This is a genomic window from Roseofilum capinflatum BLCC-M114 (assembly GCF_030068505.1).
Lineage (GTDB): Bacteria > Cyanobacteriota > Cyanobacteriia > Cyanobacteriales > Desertifilaceae > Roseofilum > Roseofilum capinflatum.
The window spans coordinates 139,170-158,237 of record NZ_JAQOSO010000074.1; the positions used below are offsets into that span (position 1 = coordinate 139,170).

Genomic DNA, 19,068 nt, shown 5'->3' on the forward strand with positions numbered 1-19,068 from the left:
TGGGTGTCCTAAATCTGGGCTGCCCTCTTCCCCCAGCCCCTTCTCCCACGGGAGAAGGGGAGCAAGATAAAGTCCCTCTCCCGTGGGAGAGGGATTTAGGGAGAGGGCGATTCTCCCGTGGGAGAGGGATTTTCCGCAAAGCGGACATGAAAGGGAGAGGGCATCCGAAATCCCCAACCCCCCACTTGTAGGTAAAGACAATCGATGACAACCCAACCCACCGATGAAATTTTGAAAAAATTCCCGTGCAGGTAGACACATTTTCAAAATCTGGTGGTATCATTGTCTCTGTCACGTGCCGTTAGAGCCTTTGGGTAATTTTCCTAATTCCTCTAACCCTTAGCCGATGGGCTATACTGTGACCTGTATCCCTGAGATGAATCTGGAGAAAATGCTCAATTAGCAATTTTTCGGTTATCATGCTCAAGGACAGTTAAGTTAAAATGTGTCTCTGCACAAGCTATAAAAGTACATCTAACAACGTTGTGGAGTGAACGATGAGCGGATTTACACCAAGAATAACCCAAACCACCCCTCAAATTCGTGAGTGGTTTGGAACCAGTGGTAATGATACCGGACTTCCCAATAATCAAACTGGGCTTCTGACAACCCAGGACATTGCCTATGGCTATGAAGGAAATGATATCATTGATGTCGGTTTCTCTGCGGTTTCCCAAGTGTACGGCGGTCAAGGAAATGACAGTCTGATTGGTAGCCCTGTCTTTCTTTCCATCACCAACTTGTTTGGTGACAGAGGTGATGACACGATCATCATGAAAGGTGGAACAGCTTCCTTTGGTAGTGGTGGACAAGGGAATGATACTCTCATTGGTGCAGACGGAACAAGCATTGACAGCCTTTTTGGAGGTCAAGATAATGACGTAATCCGAGGCTACAGCGGAAGCGATTTCCTCTCTGGCGACGTTGGTGCAGATATCATCTGGGGGGATGAATCCCTATCTGGTGATGCAGGTAATGCTGACACTATCCTTGGCGGTACTGAGAGCGATAGCATCGTAGGCGGCGGGGGTAATGACTCTATCCATGGCGGTCAAGGTAATGACTACCTAGAAGTAGATGCTTCTCTAGTTACTAGCGGTACTCCTCCGATTAGTCGTTTCCCTTCTGGTGATGCTGGGGTGGTTTCAGGGAATGATAGAGTCTTCGGTGACCTTGGAAATGATACTATCGGCCGGTTAGGTACAGTTAATGCTGCCGGGGTTGGCTCCACGGGAACTGACTGGTATGATGGTGGTGAAGGGAATGATAGTATCGTTGGCGGTAACAATGGTGGGACACCAGGAACTGCTACAGTAGTAGGGACTGTTCTTGATGGAGATACCCTCATCGGGGGGAATGGGAATGATACAATTATCGGTGGTACAGACCACTCAGGAGCGGATTCCATCGTAGGAGGTGACGGTGACGATCAGCTTTTTGGTGGTAATGAAGCCTCTAATAGTCCTTTGTTAAGAGGAGACACCATCTCTGGCGGCGCAGGAAATGATAACATTGATGCTCAAGATGGTAATGACAGCGTATCTGGCGGGATCGGCGCAGATACTATTCTAGGTGCTGGAGGTAATGATACCCTCCTTGGCGATGACCAAAATGATTCGATCCAAGGTGGTGCGGGCAATGACAGCATCCTTGGCGGTGCAGCCCAGGATAAGATTGAGGGAGGCAAAGGTAGTGATACTCTGATTGGTTCTACGGCTGATTTGGCCAAGGGAGACGGAGTAGATGAGTTCTTGTTCAACGTTGCGGATATCACTACTCCTGGTACGTTTGCAGCGACGACAGGTAGCAACCTTACTAATTTAACTGGTACGGGTATTCCCAACGCATTAGACCGAACTCAGGCAGACTATATCTATGGGTTCGATGTAGCTCAAGATAAGATTGTCATTACTGGAACGACTGTCAGCGGCATCACTGCTACTGTTGGTGGTGGTGCTGATCCTCTTGCTAACCAAACCATCAAGTTTGGTAAAGGGTTTACAGCAGGCGAAGCACCTCCCATTGCTACTGCTGCTGCTGGTGCTACTCCCGACATTTCTTCAATTGGTCAAGTTTATGCAAGCACAACCGCATTAGCAGGTAGTACCCTCTTGTACATTGAGCGGGATGGTTTAGCAGGATATACATCTGCTGGTGGGACTGCTCCTGCTACTTCTGGAGACATTGCGATCGCTACTTTAGTAGACTATACAAACATTGCTGCATTAGCTACTAACAGTTCAATTCAGATTATTTAACCCTCCTGTCTCTATAACCTATTAAGCTAAGACCACGGTTCTTTAAGACCGTGGTCTTCTCTATTCAGTAACACTTATCAGATCATGCAACCCTCCCAAGTTGATCTCAAAACCCTCAACTACGACTTCGCCGGAGTCTACTTCTGGGAACAAGTCACCGGCTTCTTCTCCATTGCCGAAGCCTTCGCCCTCCAATACCTCGTCAAACAACTGCCCCCCAACTCCACCGTCGTCGAACTCGGAGCCTTCCAAGGGCGCAGCAGCATCGCCATCGCCTCCGTCCTCCCCCCCGGCTCCATCCTGCACAGCATCGACAACTTTGAAGCAGCGCTCCTAGATCCCGGCGAAGCCCGCCCCCCCATGGCAGAAGTTATCCGCCGCAACAAAGAAGCCTTCCTCAACAACACCACCGCCTTCGGAGTCAACGACAAAATCCAACTCCATGTGATGAACACCACCGCCGCCGCCTCCCTCTTTGCGGACGAGTCCCTAGACCTCATCTTCATCGATGCGGGGCACAAATACGACGATGTAAAAGCCGACATCACTCACTACTATCCCAAACTGAAACCCGGCAGTTATATGCTCTTCGACGACTACGAAGAAAAATGGCCCGGTGTCATGCAAGCGGTGCAAAACTGCTCCCTTTCCGGCGAACTCATCGCCCCCTCCCTCTGGTGTCACCGGAAAATCAATTAAAAATTAAAAATTAAAAATTAAAAATTAACTGGGAACCAGAAACCCGGTTTCTTCAAGAAACCGGGTTTCTAGTCATCCTAGGGTGGGCAGGAACACCAGTCGTAGGGGCGAGTTTTTCAACTCTTGAGAAACCCCACAAACAACCTTTGTAAACCCGCCCAACCCGATGTCAATACCATCATTTCCGGTGGATTTATTCGTGGGGTTAGGGCGGGTTTAGACCATTGATTTGTAGGGTTTCTAGACTTAGGTAAAACCCGCCCCTACCAATCCATTGTGTTATACTAGGCGTAACGAGGCAGTGCTAAAGGACAAATTACCATCCCCACAAACAGAACCTGCCCACCAACCCAATGATTGATGTTAAACTCAAACCAATCTCAGAAATTAACCCAACTCAACCCTCAAGTTATGGATGCCGCCGTTTTAACAGAACAAGCCCTGAAACTAACAGTTATAGAACGAGTTCATCTCATTGATGCACTCTGGGCAAGTCTCGATTATCCAGAGCAAACCGAAATCGATCGCGCTTGGCTCAACGAATCCCAAAGCCGACTCGACGCTTATCATGCTGGCGACATCGACGCTGTAGACGGGCAATCCGTATTCAGCCAGATCCAAACTACCCTACAACCATGAACCTCAAGTTTTTATTACCAGCCAGTCAAGAGTTACAACAAGCCGCCGAATTTTATCAACAGCAAGTCTTTGGATTAGGCGAAGACTTTCTCGCCGAAAGCCAATCCACCCTGAATCGGATCGTCCAAAATCCCCGCGCCTGGACACCCTTAAACGAAAACATTCGGCGCTGCCGTATGCATCGTTTTCCCTATGGAATCATTTACACCATTGAAGACGATACAATCTTAGTAATCTCAGTCATGCATTTACAAAAACACCCCCAATCCTGGAAAAAGAATCTTGAGGATTAGAGACCTCATTTTTAACTCAATTTCCCCCTCACATAATCATTAAACCCGGTGTCATGCAAGCCGTGCAAAACTGCTCCCTCTCCAGCCAACTCATCCCCCCATCCCAAGGTTTACCCCATTGAAGGGGGATGAGCGTTAAAATGCGGCAAGAACTATCTTGGGTAAATCTTCAGAGGAATAGACTATGGGTGTTGAGGGAACATCAACAGCACAACAGATCGCCCCAGTAGAGACTCCAGAACCTCCCCCTTGGACGATCGAAGATTCTGAGGCCCTGTATCGAATCAATGGATGGGGAGACCCCTATTTTTCCATCAATGCAGCCGGCCATGTAGTCGTCTCTCCAAAGGGCGATCGCGGAGGTTCCCTAGACCTCTATGAGCTGGTAGAAGGTCTGAAACAGCGCAATATTCATCTACCCTTAGCGATCCGCTTTTCCGATATCCTAGCCGATCGCCTGGAACGGCTGAATGCCTGTTTTTCCCAAGCCATCACCCGCTACAATTACCCCAGTCTTTACCAAGGAGTATTCCCAGTCAAATGCAACCAACATCGGCAACTGGTAGAAGACTTAGTTCACTTTGGCCAACCCTTCCAATTTGGTCTCGAAGCCGGATCAAAGCCCGAACTGCTGATCGCCTTAGCCCTGCTCAAAACCCCCAATTCCCTGTTAATTTGCAACGGCTATAAAGACAAGGAATATATCGAAACCGCCATCTTAGCCCGCAGACTCGGCAAACAAACCATCATTGTTTTAGAGCAACTCGAAGAAGTAGATCTGGCGATCGAGGCCCACCAAGAGTTAGGCATAACTCCCGTCGTAGGAGTGCGGGCTAAACTGAGCGCCAAAGGAGAAGGTCGTTGGGCCACCTCCACCGGAGATGGAGCCAAATTCGGCTTAACCATTCCAGAAATTGTCCATGTGATTGAACGCCTCAAATCCGTGAACCTGTTATCCTCTCTGCAACTGTTGCACTTCCATGTCGGCTCTCAAATTTCCTCCATTAGTGTAATTAAAGATGCCATCCGAGAAGCCAGCCAAATTTATGTGCAGTTGGCAAAAAGTGGTGCAGACATGCGCTATTTAGATGTCGGGGGCGGTTTAGGAGTCGATTATGATGGCTCCAAAACCAACTTCTATGCCTCGAAAAACTACAATATGCAGAATTATGCCAACGATATTGTCGCCGAGGTCAAAGAAGCCTGCGAACAAGCCAAAGTCAAAGCCCCGATCCTCGTGAGCGAAAGCGGAAGGGCGATCGCCTCCCATCAGTCCGTACTCATTTTTGATGTCTTGGGAACCAGCCAAGTCATGACTCAAGGCGCTGTCGCAGCCCAAAGTAGCGATCATTTAATTATCCGCAATTTGTGGGAAACCTACCAATTAATTCAGGGAGACAATTATCAGGAATGCTACCATGATGCAATTCAGTTCAAAGAAGAAGCCATTAGTTTATTCAACTTTGGCTATTTGAGTCTAAGCCAACGGGCCAAAGCCGAACAGATTTATTGGGCTTGTTGCCAGAAAATTCTAGAGATTATTCGCGACGAAGAATATGTTCCCGACGATCTCGAAGCCCTGCGGATGAACATGGCTTCGATTTACTATGTGAATCTATCCGTATTTCAATCAGCGCCCGATAGTTGGGCGATCGATCAACTCTTCCCCATCATGCCCCTGCATCGCCTAGACGAACAACCCACCCGTCAAGGAACCCTCGCCGATCTCACCTGCGATAGTGATGGCAAAATCACCCAGTTTATCGATCTGCGCGATGTCAAATCTTTATTAGAGTTACATCCCCTCAAACCCGGAGAACCCTATTATTTAGGTTTATTTTTAGGCGGAGCCTATCAAGAAATTATGGGCAATTTCCATAATTTATTTGGCGATACCAATGCCGTTCACATTGCCCTCACCCCTAAAGGCTATCACATCAAACAGGTAGTCAAAGGAGATACCATGGGAGATGTTTTAAGCTATGTAGAATACGATCGCGAAGACTTAGTAGAAAGCATCCGCCAGCAAACCGAATCCGCCCTAGAAGATGGAACCATCTCCATCTCCGAGTCCCAACGGTTGCTCAATAGCTACAAGGAAAGCCTCGATCGCTATACCTATCTCTCTGTAGAGAGTTGAAGCAATACAGCGCTTCTGTCACTTTCCGAGTTCGCAGATGGGGGAATTCAGTTCAGGTTGAGAAACCCGGTTTCTTTTTCCCCTACTCACCCAGAGGAAGTTTTTTACCACATTTTTGCTTAATTGTCAATAAAAATTGCTTTATCAAGACTGAAATTAATATTAACTTTATAATTTTTAACTTAATGTTAATTTAAATCACACCCAAACTTCATCCAGAAATGTCATGATAGATACAGAAATAAAAAAACGATTTCAAAACTGTCTGATTCTTTTAAAACTCAGAAAAGGAAAAACCGATGAAACTCTCTTACCGTGGTATAGAATACAACCATAAACACCCCCCTGTCGAGGTACAAGAAGAAGATATAGTGGCCAAATACCGGGGTCGCACCTACCGGGTGAATCGCTACCCTAGACACCTTTCTGTGCCTCAAGCGCCTATGGATTTGAGATATCGGGGAATTGAGTATAAAACTCACCAATGCGAAGAGCCAACCTATCCAGGTTTGCAGCGCCAGACTCGTCAACCCCAGTCAACTCAATCTGAATTACCCGTTGAGTTGGCTGCGGCCCATTGTCAGAATATCCTCAAAAGTTTGGAACACCGTTTGCAGGTAGCGCAAGAAAAAGGCGATCGCACCCTAATCTCTCAATTAGAACGGGAACGCAAGGAAATCTACAATGGTGGGTTTTGCTCATTAGGGTTCCAATAACTGACCCCTATCTTAATCCCTACACTCCCCTGGTACAAGCGACCAGGGGAGTTGAGGTTTTAGGGTACTGATCTCAATACACCCTAGCCCATAGCGTTATAGTTTAGATAACCAACTTCAACAAGAAAAAACAGGGGTAATGATCATGCAAGCAATTTTTTGGACAGTGGAAGAAGTTGCACAAAGAGCCAAACAGTTTTACGAAAATGGTATTCGCCAACAAGTTGAGTCTGGTGATAATCTTGGCAAGATGATTGTGATCGACGCAGAAACTGGTGAATACGGAATTGATAAAAATGGTGTAGAAACAGCCTTAAAGTTGAAGCAGAAGAACCCCAACGCTAGATTATTTACAATGCGAATTGGATATGATGTTACCGTGAGTTTTGGTGGAGCAAGTGAGAGGATTGTTGAATGATTTACGGGAGGTTAATGGATGGATATAGCGCTTCGCGCTAGGGAATAGGGAATAGGGAATAGGGAATAGGGTTGTGGTACATGGCTTTGAGCCTTTAAGACTGTACACCATAACAGCGAAAACTGCTGTATCATTTAGAGATAGATTTTGAAAATAATGGTTTGGTTGTTTTAGAAAAACTCCCACAATCAAACTGAGCCGTAATCAAAGAGTTTCCGCTACCAATGCTGGGGGAAATGATGAGTTCCCAACTTTTGCCGTCGTTTTAAGCGTTCCATACGCGCTCGGATGGCTTGAGCGCGTCGCTGGGCTGGAGATAGATAGGGTTCCGGTTCAGGTGGCTTGGGTTGGGGTTGATGAGTGAGACACTGATTTAAACTTTCTAGATGGGGCCCTAGATCGAGAGCGGTTAGAACCTCTTGAGCTGAACTATATCGTTCCTTGAGATCCACCGCCAACATTTTATCGAGAACATCAGCAAATCGATCGCTGACTTCGACATTATTGCGCCACCATTGTTTAGGACGAAAATGGGGGAGTTCGTCCTCCGAGGAGAACTGACCGGTTAACATATAAACACAAGTAATGCCTAGGGCATACAGATCGCTGGCAAAGGTCGGCCGTAGGGCTAATTGTTCGGGGGGAGAAAAGCCAAAGGTTCCCACAAAAGCAGTCGAAGCCGTGGCGGTGATCGTATGATTCGATTCAGTTTCCTGAATTAACTGTTTGACTGCCCCAAAATCAATTAAAACCAACTCTCCTGTAGCCGATTTTGATCGACTGTGGCGGCGAATAATATTGGGGGGTTTAATGTCGCGATGAATGACCCCTTGCTCATGAATGAACTTTAATAGGGGCAAAATTTCCAGCAGAAATGATTTAACTAAGGCTTCAGAATATTGGCCGCGATGCCGGATTTCACGGGAGAGGGTTCGCCCTTGAATATATTCTTGAACGAGATAAAACTCCCCATTCTCCTCAAAATAATCAAACATTTGCGGAATTTGGGAATGGTTCCCTAACTGGCTGAGAATTTTTGCTTCTCGGCGAAAGCAGCGACGGGCGCGTTCGAGTCCTTTGGCATGTTTGACTTTAGGACAAAGTTGTTTAATCACACACCAGGGTTGTTGGGTTTCAGCTAAGTCTTTAGCCAGAAAGGTGACTCCAAACCCACCTCGTCCTAGCAGTTTATACAGTTGATAGCGATCGCGAAATAACTCGTCTTCTCCACATAGACGGGCTAAATCGGTTTCCCAGGTTACGTTTTTGGGAAACTGGAGTAATTTATTGGAGGCTCGCTCATTAGCCATATTCATCCCTAACGTTTGCCAAGTATTGTTGATGCCAGTTCTTTTTAGTGTAGCAATGTTATGGGATTCGGGGGTTTAATGGGTTGATGGCTCCCACCATTGAGTTATATCATATCCCAACTGCTCCACCATCGATCGCAGACAGGGTAAGCTCAGGCCAATGACATTCATATGACAGCCTTCAATGCGCTCGACAAATACCCCCCCTTTACCTTCAATGGCGAAGGCTCCGGCACAATTGAGGGGTTCTTGGGTGGCGATATAGGCTCTTAAGGCGCGATCGCTCACGCGGGCAAAATAGACGTAGGTCACTTCTGCGGTAATCACAGATGTTTTTCGCTCTAAATCTAACAGAGCATAACCCGTATATAAAGCCCCTTTTTGACCGCGCATTTCTTGCCAACGGCTCATGGCTTCGGCTGCACTGGCCGGTTTACCATAGATTTGATGGTTAATGGCTAACACGGAATCACACCCTAAAATCAGGGGAAGGCGATCGCCCTTTTCATACTCTGGAGCGATCGTTTCCGCCTTGCGTTGGGCCAGCATTTTCACCAAGGTTTCCGGGTCTGAGCTTTGCACTTGGGACTCATCAAAATGGCTCGGATGCACCTGGGGAAAGATTCCCGCTTGTTGGAGCAAGCGCAACCGGGCTGGGGAAGCAGAAGCTAAGACCAAGGGAGGAATGGTCATCATCTCATTAACAGTCTAATAAACGTTAAACGACTGAACGACTTCTTCAAAGAGATTGTGGAGTTTTTGCCAACGTTTTTCAGTGGTCGATAAACTAAACGTGAGCAATTTTCCTCGACTCACAGCCACACTGGTCAAATTATGGCGTAGGGGTTGGTCGGGAATATCCACCTCGTATTCTAATAAGTAATAGAGTTGATCGCCGAGAGTTTTAGACCCTGCATTCACCAGTTCAGCACTGCGTCCCGTATTTTCGGGGGCGATCGCTGTTTTTGAGAGTTGATACCCTACTTCTGTGGGCGTTCCTAGATCGCTTAATCCTTGATCTCCCTCCACCGGGTTAATAATCACCGATAAATTTTCCGTTCTCTCCACGAGATCGTGAAAGACCACATCCGGCCCCCCACTGACTTTCACCGGAACCCAACCATTGGGGTATAAAAATTCATATCCTTTAGTGGCATTGACATACTGTTGCAATCCACTGGTAGCAGAAACACAACTGGTCAACATTAACGTTAATCCGATCAGGGTGGCGATCGCTAGGCGTTTAAACATCAGCTTTTTCCTCAATCCGCTGTAGCAGTAAGAGTATCATATACAGGCATAGCCTTGACTCCTCCAACGGAGAACAAATACAGCACAAAGCGCTGTAACTACTTCGGAAGTGCCCCTTTAGGATAAGCAATCCGCTTATGATTAAACTGCTGCCAAACTCGAACAAAAGTATCTGCAATCACAGGCATTTCCTCGCGCTTTAAACCCGAATCGACTAACTGGTTATCTTGCCATCTAGCTCTGAGGATTTTATTGACCATGGCTAACGCCTCTTCATAGGTCGCTTCTTTAAGCGATCGCAGCGCCGCTTCGCAGGAGTCCGCTAACATCACAATCCCCGTCTCCCGCGACTGGGGAATCGGCCCCGGATAGCGAAAATCCGCCTCATTCACCCTGACATTGGGATCAGCCTCAGCCATTTGTTTAGCCTGGTAATAGAAAAAGGCAATCAGCATCGACCCTTGGTGTTCAGGAATAAACGCTCGCACGGCCTTGGGTAAGCGATACTGTTTTGCCAAAACCAAACCTTCACTCACATGCTTCTTAATAATTTCGGCACTTTTCCAGGGGTCTTCAATCTCATCATGCTTATTGGGCCCACCCATTTGATTTTCAATAAACCCTAGGGGGTCATGCATCTTACCAATATCATGGTAAAGCGTTCCGGCACGGACTAACTCACAATTGCCGCCCAGGGTACGAGTTGCTGCTTCTGCCAGGGTAGAAACAAAGAGGGTATGTTGAAAAGTTCCCGGAGCTTCAGAGGCCAACCGTTGCAGCAGGGGACGATTGGGGTTAGAAATCTCGGCCAACCGTACCGGAGTCACCAAATCAAACAAATGTTCCAGATAGGGACTCAACCCTAACGCTGCGATACTCGAAGCTAATCCTCCCAACCCTTGAAAAGCAGCACGAGTTAACAGAGGTTGCCAAGCAATTCCAGGAATCGCCGTTTGAATCAGGGTCACGGCCAAGTAAGTGACGCTTTGGGTCATCCCCACTCCCATTCCCAAAAGAGCCGCTTCTTCACGCGATCGCATCCGGCCGGCCATTATCCCAGCTAAGATCCCGCCAGCAGCACTGGCTAACCACTGATTCCAAATCACATCCATACCAATGGGCAGTACAGTAGCAATCAAGCTAACCACAGTTGTAGCCACTGTGGAGCCATAAAAGCCTCCCAATAACAAGCCAATTCCCGATAAGGCGATCGAGGGTAACTTCAGGCTGACCAACAGGGGAGACGTTAAGGTGAGTAAGAGGATCAGAATCCGGTCTCGTTGGCGTATTCCTGAATGAACCCGTCTTTCCACCCACCAAAACAGGGTTACCGAACCACTAATGAGCAAAGCGTAGGCCGTGAGACCTTCCCAATTAATTTGACGCTGGCTTAATTCAAAATGGTCGATGAGGACAAATTGTTTCTCTGATATTTTTTCTCCTTTATGAACAATAATTTCGCCCTTATGCACCTGATATTCAATATCGGGAAACGCTTCGGCGGCTTTTTCCGCTAGGCGATTGGCGGCATCTTTATCATGAATGAGATTATGTTGTCCTTTCAGAACCGTATGCAATGTATCTGAGGCAAACTTTTGCGTTTCTGGGGGAACCCAATCTTGCACTTGTAGGGCGATCGCCTGTCGCAGTTGTCGCTCTGGCAGACCTTCGGCCAGACCTTGGGTTAATATGCGATCGAGAGAGCGCTCAATTCCCCTTGTCGTTTCTTCCCATGTTGCCTCACTCCAATCAAAGAGAGCTGGAGTATATAAGGGGTTGCTATTGCCTTGCTGTTGTGTTTGTAGCTCATGTAAAGCAAATTCATAATTATTGCGAGCTTCAGAAATGGTAAACAACACCGTTGCCCATTCACTGGCTGAACTTTCTTCTTTCAGGCTTTGTAATTGGGCGATCGCCCCCTGAAGTTGAGGATTCAGGACTAGAGGATATTGAGGATCGGGAACAGCATCATCATCCGATTCAGAACCCTCTTGGGGTTCTTGTTCCGTTGTCTCGTCTAAAGGAAACGTTTCCAGCACTTCGGTAATCTGTTGCCATTGACTATCGGAGAGCTGGCGCAAATAGCGCTGAGTTTCCGGGGGCAAACGTGACTCGTCCACATAAGGAAATGCGCCCGTTTTCCGCCGTAAAGAAGTGCCTGGAGCCAATAAACTGTCCAGGGTTTGTTTGAGTTCTTCGTTTAACTCTAAATTAATTTTCAGTACCGTATAGGAACCGGTACGGATTTGTTTTCTCCGGTTTTCGGTCTCCTTTTCATCAACAACCTTTTCTGTGCGAGGGGCGCTAATGGTTTCTGGGGCTAGGGTTCCCGGTCGTAATTGGGGAGTGCTATAGAACCGGTAACCGAAAGAACTGGTGACTGAGGCCACCGCAATCACGAAAAAAGCCGTTGGTGGAATTTTTTGGGCCGTTTTTTTGCCCCGTATTTTCTGGGTTGGATGAGTACCATCAGTCCTTGAATTTGGCTCAGAAGGGGAAGAGGCTTTGTATCCAGGTTGACGTTGTTCGGGAGCATTGGCGATGTACATGCGCCACCATTGGTCTACCCGTTTACTTAGTGCTTGCAAAGATTTCATTGTGGCACCCAACTCAAATCGGCTACAGGGTTTTGCATCTGGGGCAATTGAACGGCATGGTGACCTGGACAATAGACCAGTGGGTTTCGTTTAAGCTGTCGCTTTCTCACTCCTTCCTAGGGATTAGGAGAATTTAGCACATCTGTAGTGCCTCCTAATCTAGACTATTTTAGCGTGGCCCGATCTCTTGTGGATCGCTGTTGGCGTTTTGGGGGAGGCTCCAAACCAGGATAGGCAAAAGATTTTAATGTTTAATTGAGACTAAATCGGCTCCTGACCAACTGGCGAGCAGATGGGTAGTGAGGGTATTTAAGGATTGAATCTCATGGGGCCAGGGGGTTGATGAATGTTGAATTTTCTCCTGTAGAAAAATTTGCCAAGGTAGGGGTATCCCTAAACGAGTTTGGTAGGTTCCGCACAGGGTAGCGGCAATGCAGGCACTCAAGGAGGGTTCCAGGTGATGTTGCTGGGCTAAGGCGATCGCCCCTGGAAAGGAGTGAGAGCTGTTCAGGAAGCTGAATAACCCCTGAATCAGGGGGGAGGGTTGGGCAAGGAGAGTATCTAGAGTGGCTAAGGTATGGGGACTTAACTGTTCCCAGTGCGATCGCCCATAGGTGAGGATCTGGTCTGGAGGAACCGATCCTTCAACGAGGGCACTCAAACTGATGCCGATCAGCAATCCCAAGGTTTGCTCCTGTGAAGATAACGGGTAATGGTCGGCGATCGTCTGCCAATGGCTCACCAAAGACTCTAAGTCTTCATGAAAATACAGGGATAGGGGTACAATTTGGCCCATCACTTCCCCCGGTTGGGTAACCCGGAGATCTGGGCCGATTGTCCCGGTTTCAATCAACTGTTGGCATCCTTGAACGATTCCTTGTCCCCACCGACCCTTCAGAGTCGGTGCATCAGGAAGAAGATCGGCGATCGCCGCGCCCCACAATGCGCCCTGAAACCGGTTATAGAGGGGAGTGGTGATGTCCATCAAAAACTAATCCTTCATCCTCTCAACCAAAAAGCTGAGTGAACCCAGTCACTCAGCCCAATACAGTTACTTACCCAAGACTCACACCGAAGCCTTTAGTCGTCATAAATTCGGCATTCAGCCGCATCTGGATTATCATCACAATATTGTTCAAACCCAGTTTTGCTCTTGACTTGCTTTTGGTGAGAAGCTTCTGCTTGCAGTTCTTCCACTGCATCCCAAGCCGCAGCACATTCAGCCGAGTTAGACCCTTGTGCATCGCAAACAGCACGGGCTTCAGTTAACTCTTGGTCGATTTTCGATTTGATGTCGTTGCTCATAAGTACAGTATTCTGGATGTTCAGTAAGTATTCTTCAAGGATTACGTTAAACTACTCTGCCCGATTCTGCATTATCTTAGCTTAAGCGATTATCGACTCTAATGGGCGATCGCAGGCGTGAGGGTAGATGATTGAGCCATGTCTTGAAGATAAGCCGGGTTTGAATTGGTCTGAATCGATCGTCTTTGAGACCTCTGTGAGAGCCAGACCAATAAAGCCTCAAACTCAGCTCTAGCAAAGTATTGAAGCCTATCACGTTCTTTCGACATACGTCCCCCTAGGGCTAGGTTGGGGGGACTGACTTATCAAATCTGACTTAACGAAGGGCACATGATTAATTTAATATTAAAATCAGTTTACACAACAGGGGAGTCGAAGATTGGAGCAGATGCAGTGGGCAAATGCCTTATCTACCCGTCCGTCTCTAGAGGCTGCGATCGCTGAAGTTGTCGAAACAGTCCATCGACAAATACCTGAACCCGCCTCTATTGGGCTAGTTTTTATCTCGTCTGCCTTTACCAGCGAATTTTCCCGCTTAATGCCCTTGCTGCAAGAAAAGCTCAACACACCGGTGTTGATTGGGTGTGGAGGTGGAGGCATCATTGGGATGGTCTCTGGCGAGACTCCCGAAGAATTGGAAGATCAAGCAGCTTTGAGTTTAACGTTAGCCCGATTACCGGGTGTTCACGTCAGTGCCTTTCATATGGATATGGAAGAATTGCCCGACCTCGATGGCCCTCCCGATCCATGGGTGGAGTTGGTGGGAGTCTCTCCAGAATCCCATCCCCATTTCATTCTCTTGGGCGATCCGATGTCTCCTGGTTTGAATGATTTACTTCAGGGCTTAGATTTTGCCTATCCCCATAGTCTGAAGGTCGGGGGGTTAGCCAGTTCCAGTCCAGTCAATCAGGGCAGTAGTTTATTCTACAATTATGAACTGTATAATGAGGGAGTTGTGGGGTTGGCCCTAAGTGGCAATATTGCCCTGGAAACCATTGTGGCCCAAGGTTGCCGTCCCATCGGTTCGATTTATCAAATTACCCATGCCGAACGCAATATTGTGTTGGAATTGCAAGAACAAGAGGCCAGTGGATTTCAGGGGGGGAAAACTGGGGTTCCCTTGGAAATTTTACGCGAAACCGTGGCTCGATTAAGTGAAGAAGATCGAGAGTTGGCTCAAGATTCGCTGTTTGTGGGGGTAGCGACGGATAGCTTTAAGAGTGAGTTGGAACCGGAAGATTTTTTAATTCGCAATTTGTTGGGCATCGATCCTAGGATAGGAGCTTTGGCGATCGCCGAACGGGTGCGGATCGGCCAACGGATTCAATTTCATTTGCGGGATGCTTTAGCGTCGGAAGAAGAGTTAGAAAATCTGCTGAAGCGATACCAGCAACAATTGGAGAGGCAAACGGGGAGTCAGTTGTTCTCAGCAACGGTTCATCCTTCTAGAGCGGGTGCTTTGATGTTTACCTGTTTGGGACGGGGAGAACAACTGTATGACGAGCCGAATGTAGATTCGGGATTATTTCAGAGATACTTCCCGTCCATTCCCCTGAGCGGTTTTTTCTGTCAAGGTGAAATTGGCCCAGTGGGAGGAAACACCTTTTTACACGGATACACTTCTGTGTTTGCAATTTTCTATCCACAGTCGGCACAAGAGACCTCGGAGCCTTAGAAGGAGTATTCGTTGGGTTCATTGGGTTTTTCCAGGCGATCGCGACCTTGATCTTTGGCTCGGTATAGTCCTCGGTCGGCGGCGTGAATGAGTTGGGTGGCCGAACAGCTATCTTCTGGAAAGGCACAGGCAATGCCTAAACTGAGGGTAATATGGTCGCTAACCTCGGATTGAGCATGGGGAATGTTGAGTTCCTGGATTTGGTAACGAATGTTTCGGGCCACGGCGATCGCTCCAGAGGCATCGGTTTGCGGTAGAATCACGGCAAATTCTTCTCCCCCATAGCGAGCGACTAAATCTTGAGGACGGCGAACTGCTCTCTGAATACCTTGGGCAATGTCTTGTAGGCAGCGATCGCCCTGAAGATGGCCGTAGCGATCGTTATAGAATTTAAAATAATCCACATCGGCCAGAATCAAGGATAACGGAGTTTGGGCCCGTTTCATTTGCCGGACTTCTCTCTCCAAGACTTCATCAAAGTAGTGACGGTTGGCTAATTGGGTGAGGCGATCGATACCTGCTAACCGTTGCAATTCTTGATTGGCTTGGGTCAGTTGTTGAAACTTTTGGGTTTGTTCCCACCACCGTTTCATCCGTTGTACCAATAGGGTTTCATGAATGGGTTTAGGAATAATATCAACAATGCCGAGAGCAAACGCTTGATTCACCCAATCGGAATCGTCAAGGGAATGGATGACAAAAAGTCCTACCGTAGTGGAAGCACTTTGGGTATACCAGAAGTTTTGTAGCTCTTGGCAACAGGTAAGGCTATCCCCCTCGGACAGAGAAGCATCTAATAAAATCATATTCGGATCGGTTTGTTGAGCTAAGTGAATTCCGGCGTTTATTCCATCTGCTTCAGTGACGAAGTAACCTTGATCTTTCATTAAACCACAGAGGCGATCGCGCAGTTCGGGATCTTCTTCGATCACCAAAACTCTTGGAATAGTGGGAATATTGGGATCTGCTCGTCCCCCAGAAATGACTTCAAAGGGGTTGCCAGGAACAGGAAATTTAATGACAGATGAATGATGGGGATGGATGGAAAATAGCATGGAAGATAGCTTGAACTCTATATTTCCACTATCGGAGATAATTGCTTATTCCTCAGTGATAGAACAGTGAACTAACAGTGATAATGCCTGACTCTGATGAGTGACTCACTAAAACGTTGAGAGTGAGCGCGATCACCCCCTGGAAATGCCAAGATAGAAAGAGTTAGCGTTAAAGGTCGGGAGGGGTCACCCGTGAAGGAGTTAGCAATTGAGCAGCTTGAGGGATTAAAGCAACGGGTTAGGGAATTAGAGGCAGAAAATGAGGCTCTACGAAAAAGGCAAAGGATCAATAGCCAGTCCCTCACCGAGAATCCTGAGTTTGAGGAGGTGGTCGAGTATCGGGTTCAGGAACGCATGGCTGTTTTAGAGAAAAAGATGCGCGAGCGTCGTTTGTTGGAGGAGCAGTTGGGCCAAGCGGAAATGCAGATGCGCTCGATTTTTCAGGCGATGCAGGATGTGGTGTTGGTTTTGGATGCTGATTTTCAGGAGATTGAGATTATTCCTACCCATCCGATGATTTTTGCCCATCCTCAATGGGATATTGTCAGTCAGACGTTGGAGTTGTTTTGGGATGGGGAGCAGACGGAATGGTTTCGCACTCAGATTAAGCGATCGCTCAATCTCCAACATCCGGTTACGTTTGAGTACAGTTTGCGCCAAGGAAATCGAGATTTATGGTTTACCAGCCATATTTCCCCGATTTCTAAAACTTCGGTGGTTTGGGTGGCCCGCGAAATTACCGATCGCAAAGAAGCAGAGCTGCGACTTGAGAATATTCGCGAGCAGTTAGAGCTAATTGTCGAGCAGCGAACGGCAGCGCTGCAACGGTTGAATCTGGAGTTGGAGCAACGAGTGGAGGAGCGAACGGCCCAGTTACAGCAAGTGAATGAGCAGTTGCGCCAGGAAATTGGCGATCGCCACCAGACTCAGGAAGAGTTGAGGCGATCGAAGCAGTTGTTGCAATTGGTGATGGATAATATTCCCCAGTTTATTGTCTGGAAAGACTTAAATTCGATGTATTTGGGCTGTAATCGCAATTTTGCCCAGTTAGCCGGGTTATCGACTCCAGAAGAAATTGTCGGGAAAACCGATTATGATTTGTTTTGGACAACTCACGAGGCCCATTGGTATCGACAGGGCGATCGTCGGGTCATGAGTCGCAATCAACCCGAATATCATCGCATCGAGACTAAATTTCAAGCCGATGGTAGCCGTTTATGGATTGATACCAATACCATTCCCCTCCATGATGCCCAACATCAAGTCGTCGGCATTTTGAGAACCTATGAAAATGTGACCGAACGCAAGCAAATTGAAGAGCAATTACGGTTAACCCAGTTTACTCTCGATCGCATGGGAGATATCGTTTTGCTCATTTCTGCCCAGGCCCAATTATTTTATGTGAATGAAGCCGCTTGTCAGACCTTGGGATATGAGCGATCGGAGCTATTAAACTTGAAGTTTTATCAGATTGATACCCTCTCTTCGACTGAGACTTGGAGCGCCCATTGGCATGAATTACGTCAGTTAAAATCCCTCACCTTTGAATCTGTTCTTTGGACAAGAAAAGGTGCGCCGATTCCCGTAGAAGTGCGGATGAATTATTTGGAATTTAATGGTAAAGAATATAATTGTGGGATTTTTCGGGATATTTCCGAACGCAAAAAAGCTGAGGAAGCATTGCGGGAAAGTGAGGAGCGGTTTAGAGCAATTTTTGAGCAAGTCGCTGTCGGCATGGCAATTGTAACCCTAAATGGTCATTTTTTTCGAGTGAATCAGAAATTTTGTGATATTCTTGGATATAATCGCCCAGAAATGCTATCAAGAACATTTGAAGACATTACAGCTCCAGAAGATTTACCAAAATCGAGGGATACTATTGATAATATTTGGATTCAAGATCATCCCAGTGAAACCCTAGAAAGTCGGTATATTTGTAACGAGAATAAAATTGTCTGGGGTCATGTCACTATATCCTTAGTCCGCAAAACTTCAGGGGAGAATCATTATTATATTTGGGTCTTTGAGGAAATCACCGATCGCAAGCAAGCGGAAGAAAAACTTAAAGCTTCTCTGAAAGAAAAAGAGATCTTGCTCAAAGAAATTCATCATCGAGTCAAAAACAATCTCATGGTGGTGTCTAATTTGTTAGAACTACAATCTGAATACTTAGAAGATCCTAGCCTAGTAAAAATATTGTCAGACAGCCAAAATCGAATTTATTCGATGTTATTGATCCATGAAAAACTTTACAAAAACACGAACTTGGATCGCATTAAGTTCAATGAATATTTAGAGTCTTTGGTCGAAGGTCTGCTAGATTCTTATCAAGGTCACGAGCAACAGATTGATTTGGTTTTAGATTTAGATCCTATTGATTTAAATATTGAAACGGCTAATCCTTGTGGATTGATTGTGAATGAACTGGTCTCTAATGCTTTGAAACATGCCTTTCCGAACAAACCTCCTAACTATAAAGGGTTGATTTGGATCGGGCTAGAAAAAGATAAAGATGGCGCGATCGCAATTGAGGTTAAAGATAATGGCATAGGTTTGCCCCCTAATTTTGATATTTACCAAGTCGATACAATGGGATTAGAATTGGTCTGTACTTTAGCCGAGCAGTTAAAAACCACACCAGAAATTATTTCTGGTATGGGAACTCATATTCGATTAAAATTCTCAGAACTTAAATATCCTCGGAGGTGGTGA

At 46.9% G+C, this 19,068-nt stretch carries 17 protein-coding genes; 9 read left to right on the forward strand and 8 right to left on the reverse strand.

Annotation, left to right across the window (positions count from 1 at the left end; genetic code table 11):
• The first annotated feature begins 497 nt into the window (after window positions 1–497).
• The 7 genes from PMG25_RS12945 (at window position 498) to PMG25_RS12975 (ending at window position 7,163) form a co-directional block, all read left to right on the forward strand.
• Window positions 498–2,258, forward strand: a complete 1,761-nt coding sequence (locus tag PMG25_RS12945; RefSeq protein ID WP_283767319.1) for a calcium-binding protein — start codon at window positions 498–500, stop codon at window positions 2,256–2,258.
• Between the two features lie 84 nt (window positions 2,259–2,342).
• Window positions 2,343–2,957: a class I SAM-dependent methyltransferase gene (locus PMG25_RS12950; RefSeq protein ID WP_283767320.1), complete on the forward strand. Its 615-nt coding sequence runs from the start codon at window positions 2,343–2,345 to the stop codon at window positions 2,955–2,957.
• Between the two features lie 360 nt (window positions 2,958–3,317).
• Window positions 3,318–3,596: an addiction module protein gene (locus tag PMG25_RS12955; RefSeq protein ID WP_283767321.1), complete on the forward strand. Its 279-nt coding sequence runs from the start codon at window positions 3,318–3,320 to the stop codon at window positions 3,594–3,596.
• Window positions 3,593–3,889 (forward strand): type II toxin-antitoxin system RelE/ParE family toxin, encoded by a 297-nt coding sequence (locus PMG25_RS12960; protein WP_283767322.1) that lies wholly within the window; start codon window positions 3,593–3,595, stop codon window positions 3,887–3,889. Before PMG25_RS12955 ends, PMG25_RS12960 begins: the two co-directional genes overlap by 4 nt.
• A 184-nt stretch (window positions 3,890–4,073) precedes the next feature.
• Complete coding sequence (gene speA / locus PMG25_RS12965; protein WP_283767323.1) at window positions 4,074–6,029, forward strand: biosynthetic arginine decarboxylase; 1,956 nt, start codon at window positions 4,074–4,076, stop codon at window positions 6,027–6,029.
• A 299-nt stretch (window positions 6,030–6,328) separates the two neighbouring features.
• Window positions 6,329–6,745 carry an arginine synthesis PII-interacting regulator PirA gene (pirA, locus tag PMG25_RS12970; protein ID WP_283767324.1) on the forward strand — a complete coding sequence of 139 codons (417 nt, stop codon included), beginning with the start codon at window positions 6,329–6,331 and terminating at the stop codon, window positions 6,743–6,745.
• A 145-nt stretch (window positions 6,746–6,890) separates the two neighbouring features.
• Window positions 6,891–7,163: a hypothetical protein gene (locus tag PMG25_RS12975; RefSeq protein WP_283761201.1), complete on the forward strand. Its 273-nt coding sequence runs from the start codon at window positions 6,891–6,893 to the stop codon at window positions 7,161–7,163.
• 218 nt (window positions 7,164–7,381) lie between these two features.
• Here the strand turns inward: PMG25_RS12975 and PMG25_RS12980 are convergent, their stop codons facing one another.
• The 7 genes from PMG25_RS12980 to PMG25_RS13010 form a co-directional block, all read right to left on the reverse strand.
• Window positions 7,382–8,473, reverse strand: a complete 1,092-nt coding sequence (locus tag PMG25_RS12980; RefSeq protein ID WP_283767325.1) for a serine/threonine-protein kinase — start codon at window positions 8,471–8,473, stop codon at window positions 7,382–7,384.
• Between the two features lie 75 nt (window positions 8,474–8,548).
• Window positions 8,549–9,166: a Maf family protein gene (locus PMG25_RS12985; RefSeq protein ID WP_283767326.1), complete on the reverse strand. Its 618-nt coding sequence runs from the start codon at window positions 9,164–9,166 to the stop codon at window positions 8,549–8,551.
• 15 nt (window positions 9,167–9,181) lie between these two features.
• Window positions 9,182–9,724 (reverse strand): photosystem II reaction center PsbP, encoded by a 543-nt coding sequence (gene psbP, locus PMG25_RS12990; protein WP_283767327.1) that lies wholly within the window; start codon window positions 9,722–9,724, stop codon window positions 9,182–9,184.
• Window positions 9,725–9,822: 98 nt separating this feature from the next.
• Window positions 9,823–12,321 (reverse strand): HD family phosphohydrolase, encoded by a 2,499-nt coding sequence (locus PMG25_RS12995; protein WP_283767328.1) that lies wholly within the window; start codon window positions 12,319–12,321, stop codon window positions 9,823–9,825.
• Window positions 12,322–12,565: 244 nt separating this feature from the next.
• Window positions 12,566–13,306: a hypothetical protein gene (locus PMG25_RS13000; RefSeq protein WP_283767329.1), complete on the reverse strand. Its 741-nt coding sequence runs from the start codon at window positions 13,304–13,306 to the stop codon at window positions 12,566–12,568.
• 95 nt (window positions 13,307–13,401) lie between these two features.
• The gene (locus PMG25_RS13005; RefSeq protein WP_283767330.1) at window positions 13,402–13,626 is read right to left on the reverse strand and encodes a Calvin cycle protein CP12; all 225 of its coding nucleotides are present in this window, start codon (window positions 13,624–13,626) and stop codon (window positions 13,402–13,404) included.
• A gap of 98 nt (window positions 13,627–13,724) precedes the next feature.
• On the reverse strand, window positions 13,725–13,895 hold the full coding sequence (locus PMG25_RS13010; protein WP_283767331.1) for a hypothetical protein: 171 nt from the start codon (window positions 13,893–13,895) through the stop codon (window positions 13,725–13,727).
• A 119-nt stretch (window positions 13,896–14,014) separates the two neighbouring features.
• Here PMG25_RS13010 and PMG25_RS13015 point away from each other — a divergent pair, with 119 nt between their 5' ends.
• Window positions 14,015–15,301, forward strand: a complete 1,287-nt coding sequence (locus PMG25_RS13015) for an FIST signal transduction protein (protein ID WP_283767332.1) — start codon at window positions 14,015–14,017, stop codon at window positions 15,299–15,301.
• Here the strand turns inward: PMG25_RS13015 and PMG25_RS13020 are convergent.
• Complete coding sequence (locus tag PMG25_RS13020) at window positions 15,298–16,356, reverse strand: GGDEF domain-containing response regulator (RefSeq protein WP_283767333.1); 1,059 nt, start codon at window positions 16,354–16,356, stop codon at window positions 15,298–15,300. The two genes, PMG25_RS13015 and PMG25_RS13020, sit on opposite strands and share 4 nt — an antisense overlap.
• Before the next feature lie 192 nt (window positions 16,357–16,548).
• On the opposite strand from PMG25_RS13020, the gene PMG25_RS13025 reads away from it, so the two are divergent.
• Complete coding sequence (locus tag PMG25_RS13025; protein WP_283767334.1) at window positions 16,549–19,068, forward strand: PAS domain S-box protein; 2,520 nt, start codon at window positions 16,549–16,551, stop codon at window positions 19,066–19,068.